Genomic DNA, 16318 nt, shown 5'->3' on the forward strand with positions numbered 1-16318 from the left:
GGCCGCAACTGCTGTATAATGGAGAAGAAATCAAGAGTAACGTTATCGGAGGTTTGTGGATTTGGCAAAAGTAAAAGTAATGACGGTGTTCGGCACCCGGCCGGAAGCCATCAAAATGGCGCCGGTCGTGCTGGCGCTGAAGAAACGCACCGCAGATTTTGATACGGTCACCGTGGTCACCGGTCAGCACCGGGAGATGCTCCAGCAGGTATTGGACATCTTCAAGATCGTCCCGGATTACGACCTGCACATCATGCACCAGAACCAGACGCTGGCGGATATCACGACCCGGGTGTTAGAAAACCTGGGGGCGATCATCGTCAAGGAAAAGCCGGACATCCTGCTGGTCCACGGTGATACGACCACCACCTTTGCGGCGGCCATTTCAGCCTATTATCAGCAGGTCAAAGTGGGCCACGTAGAGGCTGGTTTGCGGACGTGGAATAAGTATTCCCCGTTCCCAGAAGAAATGAACCGCCAGCTGACGGATGTTTTGGCCGACTTGTATTTTGCGCCGACCACGACCAGCCGGGATAATCTATTGAAGGAGAATCATCCCGCGGAGCACATTTTCATCACCGGCAATACCGCCATCGATGCGCTGCATTATACGGTCCATGACGATTATCACCACGCGGTGCTGGATCTGGTGGATCCTAAGAAGCGGATGATCCTGGTGACGATGCATCGGCGGGAGAACCAGGGCGAACCCATGCGCCGGGTCTTCAAGGTGATGCGCCGGGTGATCGACAGCTACGATAACGTCGAGATCGTGTACCCCGTGCATTTGAGCCCGGTGGTCCAAAAAACCGCCCATGATATTCTCGGCGACGATCCTCGGATCCATTTGATCGATCCGTTGGACGTGGTGGACTTCCATAATCTCGCCGCCCGCAGCTATTTCATCATGAGCGATTCCGGCGGTGTCCAGGAAGAGGCCCCGTCTTTGGGTAAACCAGTCCTGGTCTTGCGGGACACCACCGAACGGCCGGAAGGGGTGGCCGCGGGTACGCTGAAGCTGGTCGGCACGCAGACTGATAAGGTGGAACAGGCCATGCGTCAGCTGCTGGATGACCCGGCCGAATATCAGCGGATGGCCGACGCCAAGAATCCGTATGGTGACGGGCACGCCACTGAGCGGATCCTGGACGCGATTCTGTATTCCTTTGGCGAACGGAAAGAACGGCCGGCTGAATTTGAGTAATCAGTAACGCTACGCAAAAAGCGCACCGAATTTAATCGATGCGCTTTTTGTTTGCCTGCCGTTTCCGCAGCCGTTTGACAGCAAAATGATTTTGCCGCAAAAAGGTCCAGCGGGAGGTGGCGTAATTGAACAGGCCGACTAATACTTGGTCAATGATCTTGGCCCACATGCTGGGAATCCCCAGGAATGAAATACCAACGATCATGATCACGTTGTCCGCAACGAGGGACAGCAGGCGGAAGCCGAAGAACGACACAATTTCACTGCCGACGACCAGCCAGTCTTCATAGCGGCTATGGAACACCAGGGACTTGGTGAGAGCAAAGGAGACGGTATTGCTGATGATCCAGGCGACGTTGTTGCCGATCACGTACGGAATGTGCCACACATGAGTGAACACGAAATACACCAGGATGTTCACGACCGAAGCCATGAAGCCATACACCATGTACCGTAGGAAATGTCGATACTTATGCATCAACGCACGCCAATTGGGCACGGGGATCACCTGCTTTTAGTTTTGCGCGTTGTACGTTGCCAACAGTTGTTTGGCAAAGGCTTGCAGCGCCGTAATATCGTCTTCTTCGGGGGCTAAATCGATTTTGACCACCGGAGCGCCCTCAACGGCGCCGGTTTTTTTAAAGGCGTCGGCGAAGTCGTCCACGGACTTGGCAAAGTCATCGTAAAAAGTGTCGCCGGAGCCGGCACAGCCAAAGATCTTGCCGTTTAGGTCTTCCTCTTGAAGATCTTCAAAGAAATCCACCGCTTCATCGGGCAGTTCGCCGTCACCATACGTGTAGGTGACAATGATATCGATGTCGTAGTCTTCGAATTCAGCGGCGTCGGTCTGGGAGATTTCAGATACATCCACGTCGACGTCTAGGTTTTCAAACGCTTCTTCCAAAATGTCGGCGATTTCTTCGTCGTTACCGGTCATAGAAGCATACACAATTTTGGCACTGGCCATGAGTTAAATTCCTCCGATTACCTTGCGTCAGGCAAGGATAGATATATGGATAGATTATAACAAAGGCCAGGGGGAAAGCAATTTGGATTTAGAGCAACTTGTTCAATGGTGTGAAAGGAATATCCAGATCAGCGGCGGCGGCTCCCAGGGTCATGTGCCCTTGATAAGTGGCCGTACCCCGGTAAAGGTCCTGGTTTGTCTGCAACAGTTCAACCAGCGGGGTGCTGGCCAGCTGGCGGGCGTAGCCGATGGTGGCGTTGCTCAAGGCGTAGGTGGCCGTTTGCGGTACAGCCCCGGGCATGTTGGCCACGGCATAATGAATGACCCCTTCTTGGACATAAGTGGGATCGTCATGAATGGTGACCCGGCTGCCGGTTTCGAAGATGCCGCCCTGATCAATGGCAATATCGACGATCACAGAGCCGTCCGGCATGTCGCGGACCATCTGGCGGCTGACCAAGGTCGGTGCCCGGTGCCCCGGCAGCAAGACGGCCCCGATAGCGACGTCGGCGGTCTTCAAGGCATTGGCGATGTTGCTGGTGTTGGACAGCAGCGTTTGGACCCGACCATTGAATTGGTCGTCGATTTCCTTGAGCCGCTCCACGTTCACGTCGAGGATCGTGACCCGAGCGCCTAAGCCCAGGGCGACCCGGGCCGCGTTAGTCCCGGAGACCCCGCCGCCGATGACGACGACCCGGCCCTTGCGGACACCGGGGACGCCGGCCAGCAGGATACCTTTGCCGCCGTGGTTTTTCTCCAAATATTCAGTGCCGATTTGAGCGGCCAGACTGCCGGCGATCTCACTCATTGGCGAGAGCAGCGGCAGGGAGCCGTCCTCTTTTTGCACGTTCTCGTACGCCACCGCGTTGACCTTGGCTTTAAGCAGCGCCTCGGTCAACGGCTTGTTGGCGGCCAAATGCAGGTAGGTGAACAGCAGCAGGCCGGGCCGCAGGTAGTGGTACTCCGCGGGGGTAGGCTCCTTGACCTTCATTACCATATCGCTGGCCCAGGCGTCATCTGCCGACCCCAGCGTGGCGCCGGCTTCTTGGTAGGCGGCATCCTGGATACCGGAGCCAACCCCGGCACCGCGTTCGACACAGACGGTCTGACCGTCGTGGATCAATTCATGCACGCCCTCAGGGGGCAGCGCGACTCGATTTTCATTATTCTTGGTTTCTTTGGGAATTCCTATTCTCATATTAAGCACTCCAATCTCTCACCTATCAACTATACCGTAAGCGTTTTTCAAAAGCAAAAATAGTGATGGACCGGCCTAGGCAGTTTTCACGATTTTTTTAGCTGATTGTGCTATCCTGAAGAGGATTAAATAACAGTTGTCTGGGGGCATGGGGATGGCCAAGAATACGCGGCGGCCCAAGTGGTTGCAGGTTCTGATTGATTCGTTCACTTTCAAGAGCACTGGCTTATCGTTTATTCAAAAACTAAAAATATCGCTGCCGGCACCGATCCTGTCGGTCAGTCAAGTCATTATTCACCAGGTCTACATCAAATATTACACTGACGTGATCGGCTTGAACGCTAACTTGGTCGGGCTGGTCTACGTGATCTACAACATCTGGAACGCCCTGAATGATCCGCTGATCGGGGCTTTGATCGACCGCCAGCCTTATCGCCCGGGCCGGGGCAAATACGTGTACCTGCTGCATGTGACGGTCCCGTTCATGATGCTGACGACAATCGCGATGGCCTTTACCCAACCCAGCTGGAGTCAGTGGGCGAAGTTCGGCGTCTTCACCGCGGAGCTGTTCTTCTTCGACACGGCCGCCACGGCGTACGGGGTCGCCTATGGGTCCTACGTGCAGATTGCCGCGCCGACGAAGGAAGAACGGCTGGATATCGGCACCATCGGCAACTACTTGACCTATGGGATGTCCTTCCTGGCCACCATGATTCCCACTTTGCTGCTGTTCCAAGGCGGCAATAAGAGTCTCTTCATTCCCGTGCTCTCTGTGGTAGTGGCCGTCCAAACGTTAATCTTCATCCTGGCACTGCGGGGCTTGAAGGATACACCGGAGATGTACGCGACGCTGAAACCGGCCAAGCGGAACAACAAAGAAACGCTGCGGGCCGCCTGGGTGATCATCAAGTCCCGGCCGTTTTTGACCAGTATTACCTATTCCATCATTGCCATGGGGGCCATCAGCTACTATTCCACGGCATTCCTCTATTATATGGACGCAGTGATCCACGCCCCTGGCACGACGGCGACGCTGCTGAATTTCATCACCCACTTTGTGGCCTTGGCCTTGATGCCGCTGATGAATTACGCGGTGAAGCGCTGGGGGACGAAGACCAATATTTACATCGGGATGATCCCGGCGACGATCGGGTATATTGGGCTGACGTTTGCCCATACGATTCCGGAGGTCTATCTCTATTACGGCTTGATCGTCTGCTGTACGATCTACTTCGCCACCGCGACTGCGCCGATGAATGCCTTGATCATTGACGAAGACGAGTGGCGCACCGGGATTCGCAAGACCGGCCTGTACAGCGGGCTGTTTTCCATTTTCACCACGTCGCTGGGCAGTATCCAAATGATTCTTTACACCTCAATCATGAGTGCCACGGGCTACCGCGGCCAAGTCGCCGTGCAAAGTGCCCAGGCAGTGCGGGGGATTCGCTTCGCCACCGGTGTCTTGCCTTTGATCAGTATTTGGGTGGGGCTGCTGGCGATGATTCTCTATCCTTTCACTCGCCAGAAAGAGCGGGATATTTCGGCGGAAAGCCGGCGAATGCGGACGGCACCCCATGACCCAGTTGCGGTTTCAGAAAATAAAGGCTAACCTGTGCTATAATTCTGATGAACAACACAAGGAGGAATCTGTTAAGTGATTACATTAAAATCACCCCGGGAATTGGACGGGATGCAGCGTTCAGCACAATTGCTGGCAGCGACCCATATCGGTTTGCGGGACATCATCAAGCCGGGCATCTCCAGCTGGGAGATCGAAGAGTTTGCCGACCATTTCATTACCAGTCATGGCGGGAAGCCTTCGGAAAAGGGCTTTGAAGGATATAAATATGCGACCTGTGTCGCTGTCAATGATGAAGTGGCCCATGCAGAGCCGCGGAAGAACTTATACTTACACAATGGCGATGTTGTTAAAGTCGATATGACCGTGAATCTGGACGGTTACGAAAGCGACTCTTGCTGGGCTTATGCAGTGGGGCAATTATCCCCTGAGGACGCACACTTGATGGCGGTGACCCACAAGGCGCTTTACCTGGGGATCGATGCCGCCACGGTGGGCAACCGGATCGGCGATATCGGCTGGGCCATTCAGAGCTATGTCGAAGACGAAGAGGGCATGGGCGATGTCCGGGATCTCATCGGTCACGGCATCGGGCCCACGATGCACGAAGCACCGAACGTGCCCCATTATGGCGAACCGGGTCAGGGCTTGCGCCTGAAGGCCGGGATGACCATCACCATCGAACCGATGGTCAACTTGGGGACATGGAAGATCAAAGCGAAGACACTGCCGGGCGATACGTGGGAATACTACGTGTCTGCTGACGGCTCCACGTCTTGCCAATATGAGCACACCTTGGTGATCACCAATGATGGGCCGAAGATCTTGACCAGTCAGGATCCCGTCTTTGACGCGAAGTATCTGTACAATGGCGTCACCGAGAATCCGTTTGTCGAGAAAGTCGCCAAATAATTTCTGTTTCACCGCGCGTTCGACCAGCTGGCCGGGCGCGTTTTTTGGTACAATTGAAGAATAAGTCGGAAAGGAGGCGGCGCCATGGCCCGCCCAATGCCCCGGTATCGGCTGGTGCCGTCCGCCCCAGTCGTTAAGCCCACGCGGTGGGCCCGGGTGGGGCAGTTTATTGCGGACATTATTGCCCGCTTTTCGGAACCGGCGGTCCTGTCGGCGCCGCCAGTGATCACGTACTACCTGCTGCTGTCGGTTTTTCCTTTGATCATCGTTGTAGGAAATTTGCTGCCGCTGGTCGGAATCACACCGCAGTTTGCGCTGAGCTATTTGGCGCCGATCGTCCCCAGCAGCATCATGGCCGCCTTTGAACCAGCAATCATTGCCCTGCTGCGGGACCGCAGCGGCGGCTTGCTGTCTTTTGGTATCGTGACGACGCTCTGGACGGCGAGTCGGGGATTCAACGCGATGCGCAATAGTATGAATTATGCCTATGGGGTGCCCCGGGCGGCCAGTGCGCGGGAAGGGATCATCACCTTCTTTGGTCGTCGCCTTTTTTCTTTCTTGCTCACCCTGGCGTTTATCCTGGTATTGGGTGTGCTGATGCTGCTGTTTATCTTTGGCGGCCAATTTTTGGAGTGGCTGATTCCGCTGTTGCGCCTACCCACATCTTGGTTGGATACTTATCGGACCTTGCGCTGGCCGGTCGCCGTGGGGGCTAACTTGATTCTGGGCATGCTGCTCTATTTCTTTTTGCCCAATGCCCGGATGCGCTGGTGGACGGTGCTGCCCGGGACGGCCGTGGCCACGACAGGCACGATGCTGCTGTCTCAAGGCTTTTCCGTCTACATGCGGTATTTCGGAACGGGCTGGAACTCCTACGGTCGAATTGGGACGGTGATGATCGTCCTGTTGTGGATCAACTGGACGGCAACAATTTTTGTCTTTGGGGCGGTGGTCAACGCGGTGACTCAAGAAACTGCCCATGGCACGGCGCCCACCAGCGGCAGCCGGTTTGTCGATTGGTGGCGGCGGCACAAAAAGCACACAGAATAATGGTAGATTCTTAACCAGCATGTGGTATGGTAAGCGAGTACACAATATTAAGAGTGAGGACTGATAATCAATGAAGGTACGCAAAGCAGTGATCCCGGCGGCCGGCTTTGGGACCCGGCTTCTGCCCGCCACCAAGGCGATGGCTAAGGAAATGTTCCCCATCGTGGATAAGCCCACGATTCAATTCATCGTTGAAGAGGCTAAAGCCTCGGGGATCGAAGATATTTTGATCATCACTGGGAAGGGCAAGCGGCCGATCGAGGACCATTTCGACTCTGCGCCTGAACTCGAAGAACAGTTGCGGGCCCAGGGCAAGGACGATCTGCTGAAGCTGGAGCAGGAGACGACCAACATTGGCGTCAATCTGTACTTCATTCGTCAGTCCTACCAGCGCGGGTTGGGCGACGCTGTCCGGCTGGCCAAGTCCTTTGTCGCCAACGAACCCTTTGTCGTCATGCTGGGCGACGATTTAGCCATGAGCAAGGTGCCCTTGACCAAGCAATTAATGGACGATTATGAAAAGACCCACGCCTCCACGCTGGCCGTCATGCGCGTGCCCCACGAGGAAGTCTCCAAGTATGGTGTCATCAACCCCACGTCCGAAATGGAACCGGGCCTGTATAACGTCAAGAACTTCGTGGAGAAGCCGCCGGTGGATAAAGCGCCCAGCGACTTGGCTATTATCGGCCGGTACCTGCTCAATCCGGAAATCTTTGATTTGCTGGACACCCAAGAACCCGGCCGGGGCGGCGAAATTCAACTGACTGATGCGATCGATCGGCTGAACAAGACCCAGCGGGTATTTGCCCGGGAATTCACGGGCAAGCGGTATGATGTCGGCAATAAGTTCGGATACGTCCAGACGACGATTGAGTACGGCTTGCGGCATCCGGAGATCAAGGATGAGCTGCATGCGTATTTGAAGAAATTGGTGGCCGGGTTTGATGATGTCCCGGCGGCGCCGAAGAAGAAATAATAATTTACTTTGCGCAGTCCTGCGGGGCTGCTTTTTTGATCCGTCAGCCAAGCCAAATATGCCGCTGTACGAGACGAAAGCCGAAAATCGGCATTGGTCCATCTTTGGTCACGACAAGAATCTGGTCCTGGGGGCGGTTGGGTTCTTTGAGCAGGGCGACCAATTCCCATTGCCGGCGGGGATGCCCCGGAGTGCCAACGTGGAGCAGGGCCGCTGGTGCTTCGACGTCTGGCTTGGTCCAGGTGATAGCGGTGATCGGCAGCGGTTCGCCATTTTGATTATAAAAGACCGCCGTATTCGGCCGAATATCAGCCAGCAGCAACAGTAATTCACCAACGTGCATCCGAGGTCATCTCCTTCACTTATATTGTACCGTGGTTTGCTGAATATTGCGTTAAGGTCGGGCTTTCCAGCTAGTATTCTCGCCCAGTTTCCGGTATGCTTTAGGTTCTAGAAAATTCCGAACGGAGGAACCATTATTTTGCGACAAGTCGTGGTATTAAGTGCCCAACGGACGCCGATCGGCAAGCGGGGCGGGGCGTTGAGGGAGCTGTCCGCAGTCGATCTCGGGGTGCATGCGGCACAGGCCGCCATTGCTCAGAGCGGAATTCCGGCTGAGGCGATCGATCAAGCAATTTTTGGCCACGTGCTGGCCGCCGGCAATGGGCAAAACGTGTCGCGCCAAATTGCCCTGCGGGTCGGACTCAGTGACGACAGCACTGCGATGACCATCAACCAGGTTTGCGGCTCCGGTCTGAAGGCGGTCCATCTGGGTCAGGCAGCCATTCAACTGGGCGAAGCAGATGCCGTCTTAGTCGGCGGCACGGAAAGTATGTCCAATGCCCCAGGTCTGGTGCGCCACAATACAGCCTCGCCGGAAGTGGAAGAAAGCCTGAATATTGATGGGCTGACCGACGCCATTAACCATGAACCTATGGGCATGACAGCGGAACGGGTGGCCGATGACTTTCATATTTCCCGGGAAATACAGGATGAATTCACCCTGCATTCCCATCAAAAAGCTGCTGCGGCAACGGCCGCCGGTCGATTTACTGAAGAAATCACTCCCATTGGCCTGATGACGATGGACGAGGGCATTCGCCCGGACTCGTCAATGGCCGCCCTGGGCAAATTACGGACGATTTTTAAAACCGATGGTACTGTCACCGCCGGTAACGCTTCCGGTATCAATGACGGTGCGGCTGCTTTGGTCCTGATGGCGAAGGATGCCGCCGAGGCCCAGGGACTATCGTGGTTGGCGGAATTAACCGCCTTTGACGAACGGGGAATCGATCCGGCCGTGATGGGCTTTGCCCCCGCTCGGGTGATTCCGCACGTGCTGCGCAAGGCCGGCTGGGCCGCTGATGATGTTGACCTGTATGAACTGAACGAGGCCTTCGCGGCCCAATCCATGGCCGTTGTGCAGGCATTGGAATTGCCGGCTGAGAAAGTGAATGTCAACGGCGGGGCACTGGCCTTGGGCCATCCGCTGGGGGCTTCTGGCGCCCGCATTTTGACCACGCTGATCTATGCCCTGAAGCAGCGGCAACTGCACCGGGGGGTAGCCGCGTTATGTGTCGGCGGCGGGATGGCCGTTGGTATGGGAGTGACCCTGCCCGATGACTAAGAAATTCTGGCAGCTGACACCTGCGGAGCGCCGGGCTTTGTTGGTTGACCAGGGCATTTTATCTGTTGACCAAGCACAATTTTGGTCTGCCCAACAGCCCTTACCGGAAACAGTCTTGACCGGTCTCAGTGAAAACGTGATCGGTCAAATGAGTCTGCCGGTGGGGGTCGTGCCTGGCGTGGTCATTGCTGGAACACCCCGGACAATCCCGCTGGCGACGGAGGAACCGTCCGTGGTGGCGGCAATCAATCACGGGTTTAAGATGCTGGACCAAGGGCGGGACCTCACCATTATCACCAATGCCCATGCGTTAACTGGCCAGATTGCCCTGCAAAATGTATCTGCCTATGCGGCGCAGGAATTACAGGCCAATCTGTCCCGGTTGATGGCAATCGGCTATGCTGCTCATCCCACCCTTAAGAGCCACGGGGGCCGTATCGAGCGGATCACCGTGGCCCCGGGTGCCGTTGATGACAGTTTGCAGCTTTTGGTTACCGTCACCCCCGGCGAAGCCATGGGGGCCAACATCATGAACGATATTTTAGAAGCCGTTGCCCCCGCTGCTGCTGAAGTCACCGGCGGTGCGGTGCTGTTTGCGGTCCTGACCAATGACGGGCGCGACAGTGTGACCCAGGTGCAAGCCGCGCTTCCGCTAGCCAATTTGCAGACACCCAGGCAATCAGGCCGGACAGTCGGTCAGCGGATCGCGGCCATCGCCGACTGGGCCCAGCAGGACAGCCGGCGGGCAGTGACCCATAACAAGGGCATCATGAACGGCGTGGCGGCCCTGGCCTTGGCGACGGGCAACGATACCCGCGCGGTCAACGCGGCCGCCCATGCCTATGCGGCGAGCAGCGGCACCTATCGCGGGCTCAGCACTTGGCACGTGCAAGATGACACTCTGGTGGGCACGATCACCTTGCCCATTCCAGTGGGTACCGTGGGCGGGGCCACCAAGGTCTTGCCCAGTGCTCAGCAGGCGCTGACGCTGCTCGGTCGGCCCACGGTCCTGCAGCTTCAAGCAATTGCGGCCAGCGTCGGCTTAGCGGCCAACCTGGCGGCACTGCATGCTTTAGTGACTGACGGCATTCAGCGCGGCCACATGCGGCTGCAATACGGCTCATTGGCGGTGCGGGTTGGGGCGACAGCCGCTGAAATCGCGCCGCTGGCTGCCCAGCTCGCAGCCGCCGGCCGCCCCTCAGAAGCGCTGGCCCAACAACTACTCGCCCAACTGCGGGCAAAGGAGAAGGATCATGGACATCGGGATTGACGCAATTGGTTTTTATACCCCGCACTATTATGTGGATTTAGTGAAATTGGCCAAGGCGCGGGGCGATGACCCTGATAAATATACGATCGGCATTGGTCAAGACCAAATGGCCGTCGCGCCGGCCACCCAGGATATCATCAGTATGGCGGCTAACGCGGTCGATGCGCTGCCCAGTGCCCGGCTGGACGGCCGCTTGGGCATGGTGATCGTGGCCAGCGAATCCGGCGTGGACGAAAGCAAAGCCGCAGCAATCACTGTCGCTCGCTTAACCGGGCTGAATCCCTGGGTGCGCGCCTTTGACATTAAAGAAGCCTGTTACGGTGCCACCGCCGGTTTGCTGATGGCCCGGGATTATGTGGCCGCGCATCCGACTAAGACAGCGCTGGTCATCGCCAGCGATATCGCTCGGTACGGCCTAGCCAGCGGCGGGGAAGTCACCCAGGGCGCTGGTGCCGTGGCCATGGTGATCAGTGCCCAGCCGCGGGTTCTCGCCCTGCAGGATGACGCCGTCGCCTATACCGAAGACATCCCTGATTTTTTCCGGCCCACCGGCATGACCGTCCCAGTGGTGGATGGCCACTATTCCACGGCCGCTTATTTGGATTTTGTCACCAAAATCGTCGGTCAGCACCAAGTCCAATACCACGACACGATCACTGATTACGCCGCGCTATTGTTCCACCTGCCCTTCACCAAGATGGGGAAGAAAGCCCTGGCGGCCCTCACTGACAGCGTCCGCTTAGGGCAGCGGTTAACCGCCGCCAGCCGCCTGTCTCGCCAAGTTGGCAACATCTATACCGGTTCTCTGTACTTGAGCCTACTCAGTCTGTTGTGTCATGATAAAACAATGCAGGCGGGTGACCGCATCGGCCTGTTCAGCTACGGTTCCGGTGCGGTGGGCGAGTTCTTCAGCGGCATCCTGGCCCCTGGCTTTGCCGACCATATCGGTCAAGCTGCGGTGATTCAGCTACTGGCGGAGCGGGAAGAACTGACTATCCCGGCGTATGAGCAGATGTTCAATGACCAGCTGCCCCTCGGTGATGCAGCGGCCGCGCTGCCGGCAGAACAAAGCACTGCCCGGTTTACCGTTGGCGGTCGGCGGGATCATGCCCGCTGGTACCGGGACACAACCAAGTCAATGACAGAAGGAGACTAAAATAATGCAATTTGGGATCTATGGATTAAAGCCGGAAGAAAAGGAATTCTTTGACGCCTGGGCAGCAGAAAACGGCGTGACGCTGCAGTTTCATCAGGAAATTCTAGGCGGTCAGACCCCGGCGGATTTTGCCGGCGATGATGTCGTTGTCGCGTTGCAAACGGTTGCTTACCCGCCCGCGGCTATTGAAGCAATGGCTCAAGCCGGGGTGAAATACTTGGCGCTGCGCAACGTTGGGACGGATAACGTCCCCTTTGCGACCCTGGCCGCTAACGGGATTCAGCTGGCTAACGTCCCGGCGTATTCGCCCCAATCCATCGCGGAATTCGCCGTGAGTCTGACACTGCAATTGGTGCGCAACTTCGGTTATGTGATCCAATCCATTAGCCATCACCAGTATACCGATGCCATGCAGCGGACCGGTAAAGAACTGGGCACGCTGACCATTGGCGTGGTCGGTACCGGCCGCATCGGCGCGTCGGCGGTCAAGCTGTTCCAAGGTTTCGGCAGCCAGGTCATCGCCTATGATCCCTATCCGAATCCAGCGCTTAAGGATCAAGTCGAGTACGTTGATGACTTGGCAGACCTCTGGCCGCGGGTGGATGTCGTTGATCTGCACATCCCGGGCACGAAGGAAAATACCCATCTGATCGGCGCCGACCAAATTGCCCAGATGAAGGACGGGGTATATTTGATCAACACTGCCCGGGGCAATCTGATCGATACCCAAGCCCTCATCGCTGGTCTGGCCAGCGGCAAGATTGCTGGGGCAGGCATTGACACCTTCGAATTCGAAGCCGATGTCTATCCGGCTTGGGAAAAGAACGAAGCGCCGGCTAACCCGCTGTACGAAAAACTGTTGGCCGATCCCCGGGTGATCATGACCCCGCATATTGCCTACCACACCGAGACGGCCGTGGAAAATATGGTCACGGTCTCCCTGAATAACGCTAAGGCGTTCGTCGAAACCGGCCACGCGCCCCATGAATTGGACGTGGCGAAGCTGGCAGACGCTTAAATTAATTTGGATAAACTGACCAATACCGCCGCAATTTGGCGGTATTTTTTTGCCCGATTTCCCACTTGTTCTTGGGGAGTGGGAAAATTGCGTTATACTAAATAATTGGTATGAAAATGGAATGAATAAAAGAGGATTCGAAACATGACGTGGACAAGACGTTTGGTATATGGCATGACACTGCTGCTGATCTGGGTCGTGGCGGCCGTCGGGCTGAGCCGCCCGGCAACAACCCAGGCCACTGCGGTAACGACTGTGCAGGGATTGACTGCAGACGATGCCAGTATTTTTGACTTCAACAACAATCCGGTGGCGAACAGTCCCAGTATGACGGTTTCAAATTTTTATACCGTGACGTATAACTGGTCTATTCCTGAAAACACCAAGATTGCCAGCGGCGATACGGCCCCGGTTGCACTGCCCAGTTACCTGCAAGCTAACGATGATCTGTCATTACAGGTGCAAGACTCGACCGGCATAGTGATCGGGATCTTTAAAATTGCCAAGGGCGCGCAAACAGGAACGATCACCTTCAATGCCACCGTGGGCCAGGCGGTAAAGACTTATCGCGGTGCGCTGAGTTTCACAACTAACGGTACGATGCCCGATGCGCCAGGGGCACTGCCGGATGTCAACATTGTCGGCTGGATCTTCTCTCGGAGTATCAACGGGGCCCCTAGTGAACTGACGTGGAATATCGCAGTCAATATGAATACCAAAGAGCTGAATGACGTTATTGTCACTCAGCAAATTGGGCCCAACGAGACGTTAATTCCCACCAGCGTGTATGCCCCGACTGGGTCGTACGCGCCGGGCACCAGCAACTTTATTAATGACGGCGGGACGGTTCAGCCGAAGATTTCGGAGACCAGCCATGGCAGTGCCGGCAGTACCGTGATCTATGACTTTGGCAACATGACTAAGGCCGTGAACATGACCGTGCAGGTTAAGCTGAGCAATGTCCAGGCCAGTACCGTGAACAAATGGACCAGTGCCGCCATGCTGGCCAGTACCGAAACTGTGACAGCCAATGTGCCGGCGTACGTCCAGTGGGGCGGGACCGGGTCGATCAGCAGTGATCAGTTGGGGTCCGTGACCTTGACGAAGACGACTGACCAGGGCCAGGCCTTGCCAGGGGCCGTCTTCAGTTTGCTGGACAATGGCGGTCGGGTGGAAGTGACCGGACTGACGACGGATGCCAAGGGGCAGATCACGCTGCCGAGCGTCTATATCGGCACGTATCAATTTGTGGAAACGCAGGCCCCTAATGGGTATAAATTGGATCAAACGCCCCATTGGTTTACGATCACCCAGGGCAGCAGCGTGACGACTCCCGGCAGCCACGAAACCGTTGCGGTGGCCGATGCCACCAGTCACTACACGGGGCAGGCGACGCTGACGAAAGTCGATGCGACGACGCAGCAGGTGTTGGCCGGCGCTGAGTACAAACTGACGGACAGCAGCGGCCAGACCGTTGCCAGCGGGATGACGACTAACCAAGTCGGCCAAGTGACCGTGGGCAGTCTGGCCAACGGTACATATAATTTTGTGGAAACGAAAGCGCCTGTCGGCTATGCATTAAATCCGCAGGCGGTGCCGGTCACGATCACGAATGCCGCCCAGAACGCGACGGTCACCGCTCAGGACACGCCGATTTCAAACACCATCAGCGGCACGGTTTGGCGGGATAATAACGGGGATGGCCTGATGGCGGACAATGAAGCCCGGCTCACCGGCCTGCCCCTGGTCTTGATCAATGCAGCGACCCACGCCATTGTCGGCGCGGATGGCACGGGCTTGGCTTATGCGATCACGACGGATTCCATGGGCCGCTATCAGTTCAGCAATATTCCGGCCGGTACATATCAAGTGGGTATTTTGGTGGATAATGTCAGTGCCGGCTTGTTCCCGACCAAGAATGGCGTCGGCAGTGACCCGACAGTGGCTTCGCAACTGCTGCCGACCCACGCGACCACTGCGGATAAACAAACTGTGCTGGTTACCCAAACGATCCAAGTGACCAAGAATTCGGCCGTGACCAACGTGAACATGGGGCTGGCCCCAGAAGCAGCGCTGCTCCAGCTGAAAGTGCCGAATCTGGATTTTGGTACCCAACCGCTGCCCACCGCAGCGGCGGCGTATTCGAACACCAACATCAGTGGCAGCGAGGCCAACACCATTGTGGTCACTGCTGCGGGTACCATTACCGATGCCACGCTGGCGGACACCCTGGGGACGCAATACACTGTCGATGCCAAGCTGACCGCGTTCAAGCAGGCTGACACTGATGCTGCCGGTCTCCAGGGGGCCGACTTGGCCTTTGTCCAGGGCAGCAGCATCACCAGGGTGGGGATGCAGGCCAGTCAGACTCTGTTCACCAACACCGTGACCACGGCCGACTATGCGCTGCATTACAACGATATTCGTCTGGAAGTGCCGGCGCCCAGCGCGGCTAACACGATCAGTTCAGGCCGCTACACCGCCACTGTCGAATATACCCTGACAGATGGGGTAAATTAAAAAGACGCCCTTAGGCGTCTTCCGTTTCCTGCTCAGCAATCCAAGTATCAATGGCCCCCAGATCAAAGCCTTTTTGATACAGCATCTGCTTCGTCTTCCGCTTTTGCACCGCGGCCCCTTTGCTGGCATATCGTCGCCAGTACTTGGCCCCCTGGGCAGCCAAGGCATCGGCTTCTTCCTCCGGATCCGGGGTGAAGTCGGCCGCATCCATCGCCTGAGTGATCAAATCGCCAGCGAAGCCTTTGGTGTACAGATGCTGCCGAATCTTCCGTTCTTGTTCCCGAGCGGAATTCCGGCGATAGTGGTTGCGCTGCTTGGCAATCAGTTTGGCCAGTGTTGCCAGCTGCTCAGCCGGGGTAAAAATATCGGTAATCGCCTCGCGGTTGGCGAGTTCCGGGCTGATGCCCTTTTCCCGCAGCTTGCGTTCGATGATCGTCGGGCCGTTTTCCGTGGTGACCATCTGCGTCCGGACAAAACTGTCCCGGTAGGCGTGGTCGTCTAAATACCCCTGTTCCGTCAATTCTGCCGCCACTTGCTTGATATAAGCGGGCGGCACTTCTTTTTCTTCCAGCTTCGCCCAAATCTCATGGCGGGTCCGGAGCTGGTGTGCCAGGTAGTTCACTGCTATATTATAAGCATGGCGAAAATTATCCTGCTCTTGGATGCGGGCAATCTGGTCCGGCGTCAGTTCCTGCCCCTTGGCCAGAGCAAACTGGACCAGGACGCCCTCATCCACCGCAAAGGCATACTCGCCGTCGAGAAAAATATTGTAGCGGCCCGGACGTTTCTGGGCCGAGATCTTGGTTATCGTTGCCACGGTTGACCTGCTTTCTGAAAGGAA

Annotated in this window: 15 protein-coding genes; 10 read left to right on the plus strand and 5 right to left on the minus strand. The window is 56.6% G+C overall.

Annotated elements, in window-relative coordinates:
* Positions 1–61 precede the first annotated feature (61 nt).
* Positions 62–1204 carry a non-hydrolyzing UDP-N-acetylglucosamine 2-epimerase gene (gene wecB, locus FMM01_RS00940; protein WP_146994033.1) on the plus strand — a complete coding sequence of 381 codons (1143 nt, stop codon included), beginning with the start codon at positions 62–64 and terminating at the stop codon, positions 1202–1204.
* A gap of 31 nt (positions 1205–1235) precedes the next feature.
* Here wecB and FMM01_RS00945 read toward each other — a convergent pair whose 3' ends face one another.
* From FMM01_RS00945 to ald, 3 genes are all read right to left on the minus strand, one after another.
* Positions 1236–1703: a GtrA family protein gene (locus FMM01_RS00945; protein WP_150391443.1), complete on the minus strand. Its 468-nt coding sequence runs from the start codon at positions 1701–1703 to the stop codon at positions 1236–1238.
* Between the two features lie 15 nt (positions 1704–1718).
* The gene (locus tag FMM01_RS00950; RefSeq protein WP_027827605.1) at positions 1719–2171 is read right to left on the minus strand and encodes a flavodoxin; all 453 of its coding nucleotides are present in this window, start codon (positions 2169–2171) and stop codon (positions 1719–1721) included.
* An 88-nt stretch (positions 2172–2259) separates the two neighbouring features.
* Positions 2260–3369: an alanine dehydrogenase gene (gene ald / locus FMM01_RS00955; RefSeq protein WP_150391444.1), complete on the minus strand. Its 1110-nt coding sequence runs from the start codon at positions 3367–3369 to the stop codon at positions 2260–2262.
* A gap of 154 nt (positions 3370–3523) precedes the next feature.
* Here ald and FMM01_RS00960 point away from each other — a divergent pair, with 154 nt between their 5' ends.
* From FMM01_RS00960 to galU, 4 genes are all read left to right on the plus strand, one after another.
* Positions 3524–4978 carry an MFS transporter gene (locus FMM01_RS00960; RefSeq protein ID WP_205527462.1) on the plus strand — a complete coding sequence of 485 codons (1455 nt, stop codon included), beginning with the start codon at positions 3524–3526 and terminating at the stop codon, positions 4976–4978.
* 45 nt (positions 4979–5023) lie between these two features.
* Positions 5024–5860 (plus strand): type I methionyl aminopeptidase, encoded by an 837-nt coding sequence (gene map / locus FMM01_RS00965; protein WP_051225098.1) that lies wholly within the window; start codon positions 5024–5026, stop codon positions 5858–5860.
* Positions 5861–5944: 84 nt separating this feature from the next.
* The gene (locus FMM01_RS00970) at positions 5945–6910 is read left to right on the plus strand and encodes a YihY/virulence factor BrkB family protein (RefSeq protein ID WP_051225097.1); all 966 of its coding nucleotides are present in this window, start codon (positions 5945–5947) and stop codon (positions 6908–6910) included.
* Between the two features lie 70 nt (positions 6911–6980).
* Positions 6981–7886 carry a UTP--glucose-1-phosphate uridylyltransferase GalU gene (gene galU / locus FMM01_RS00975; protein ID WP_027827603.1) on the plus strand — a complete coding sequence of 302 codons (906 nt, stop codon included), beginning with the start codon at positions 6981–6983 and terminating at the stop codon, positions 7884–7886.
* A gap of 43 nt (positions 7887–7929) precedes the next feature.
* Here the strand turns inward: galU and FMM01_RS00980 are convergent, their stop codons facing one another.
* A complete protein-coding gene (locus FMM01_RS00980; protein ID WP_027827602.1) occupies positions 7930–8229 on the minus strand; it encodes a hypothetical protein in 300 nt (99 codons plus the stop codon).
* A 138-nt stretch (positions 8230–8367) separates the two neighbouring features.
* On the opposite strand from FMM01_RS00980, the gene FMM01_RS00985 reads away from it, so the two are divergent.
* The 5 genes from FMM01_RS00985 (at position 8368) to FMM01_RS01005 (ending at position 15477) form a co-directional block, all read left to right on the plus strand.
* A complete protein-coding gene (locus tag FMM01_RS00985) occupies positions 8368–9513 on the plus strand; it encodes a thiolase family protein (protein ID WP_150391445.1) in 1146 nt (381 codons plus the stop codon).
* Positions 9506–10783, plus strand: a complete 1278-nt coding sequence (locus FMM01_RS00990) for a 3-hydroxy-3-methylglutaryl-CoA reductase (protein ID WP_150391446.1) — start codon at positions 9506–9508, stop codon at positions 10781–10783. The genes FMM01_RS00985 and FMM01_RS00990 overlap by 8 nt, the downstream gene beginning before the upstream one ends.
* Positions 10767–11939, plus strand: a complete 1173-nt coding sequence (locus tag FMM01_RS00995) for a hydroxymethylglutaryl-CoA synthase (RefSeq protein ID WP_150391447.1) — start codon at positions 10767–10769, stop codon at positions 11937–11939. The genes FMM01_RS00990 and FMM01_RS00995 overlap by 17 nt, the downstream gene beginning before the upstream one ends.
* A gap of 4 nt (positions 11940–11943) precedes the next feature.
* Positions 11944–12957 (plus strand): NAD(P)-dependent oxidoreductase, encoded by a 1014-nt coding sequence (locus tag FMM01_RS01000; protein ID WP_150391448.1) that lies wholly within the window; start codon positions 11944–11946, stop codon positions 12955–12957.
* Positions 12958–13101: 144 nt separating this feature from the next.
* A complete protein-coding gene (locus tag FMM01_RS01005) occupies positions 13102–15477 on the plus strand; it encodes a SpaA isopeptide-forming pilin-related protein (RefSeq protein WP_150391449.1) in 2376 nt (791 codons plus the stop codon).
* A 10-nt stretch (positions 15478–15487) separates the two neighbouring features.
* On the opposite strand, the gene recX is transcribed toward FMM01_RS01005, so the two are convergent.
* A complete protein-coding gene (recX, locus tag FMM01_RS01010) occupies positions 15488–16294 on the minus strand; it encodes a recombination regulator RecX (protein WP_027827596.1) in 807 nt (268 codons plus the stop codon).
* Positions 16295–16318: the final 24 nt, after the last annotated feature.

The sequence above is a fragment of the Schleiferilactobacillus harbinensis genome (assembly GCF_008694105.1).
In the GTDB taxonomy this organism is placed as follows: domain Bacteria; phylum Bacillota; class Bacilli; order Lactobacillales; family Lactobacillaceae; genus Schleiferilactobacillus; species Schleiferilactobacillus harbinensis.

Bases quoted from the DNA above. Each gene is read 5' to 3' on its own strand.
- FMM01_RS00950 (WP_027827605.1), bottom strand. From the start codon at position 2,171: ATGGCCAGTGCCAAAATTGTGTATGCTTCTATGACCGGTAACGACGAA.
- ald (WP_150391444.1), bottom strand. From the start codon at position 3,369: ATGAGAATAGGAATTCCCAAAGAAACCAAGAATAATGAAAATCGAGTC.
- FMM01_RS00960 (WP_205527462.1), top strand. From the start codon at position 3,524: ATGGCCAAGAATACGCGGCGGCCCAAGTGGTTGCAGGTTCTGATTGAT.
- FMM01_RS00970 (WP_051225097.1), top strand. From the start codon at position 5,945: ATGGCCCGCCCAATGCCCCGGTATCGGCTGGTGCCGTCCGCCCCAGTC.
- galU (WP_027827603.1), top strand. From the start codon at position 6,981: ATGAAGGTACGCAAAGCAGTGATCCCGGCGGCCGGCTTTGGGACCCGG.
- FMM01_RS00980 (WP_027827602.1), bottom strand. From the start codon at position 8,229: ATGCACGTTGGTGAATTACTGTTGCTGCTGGCTGATATTCGGCCGAAT.
- FMM01_RS00990 (WP_150391446.1), top strand. From the start codon at position 9,506: ATGACTAAGAAATTCTGGCAGCTGACACCTGCGGAGCGCCGGGCTTTG.
- FMM01_RS00995 (WP_150391447.1), top strand. From the start codon at position 10,767: ATGGACATCGGGATTGACGCAATTGGTTTTTATACCCCGCACTATTAT.
- FMM01_RS01000 (WP_150391448.1), top strand. From the start codon at position 11,944: ATGCAATTTGGGATCTATGGATTAAAGCCGGAAGAAAAGGAATTCTTT.
- FMM01_RS01005 (WP_150391449.1), top strand. From the start codon at position 13,102: ATGACGTGGACAAGACGTTTGGTATATGGCATGACACTGCTGCTGATC.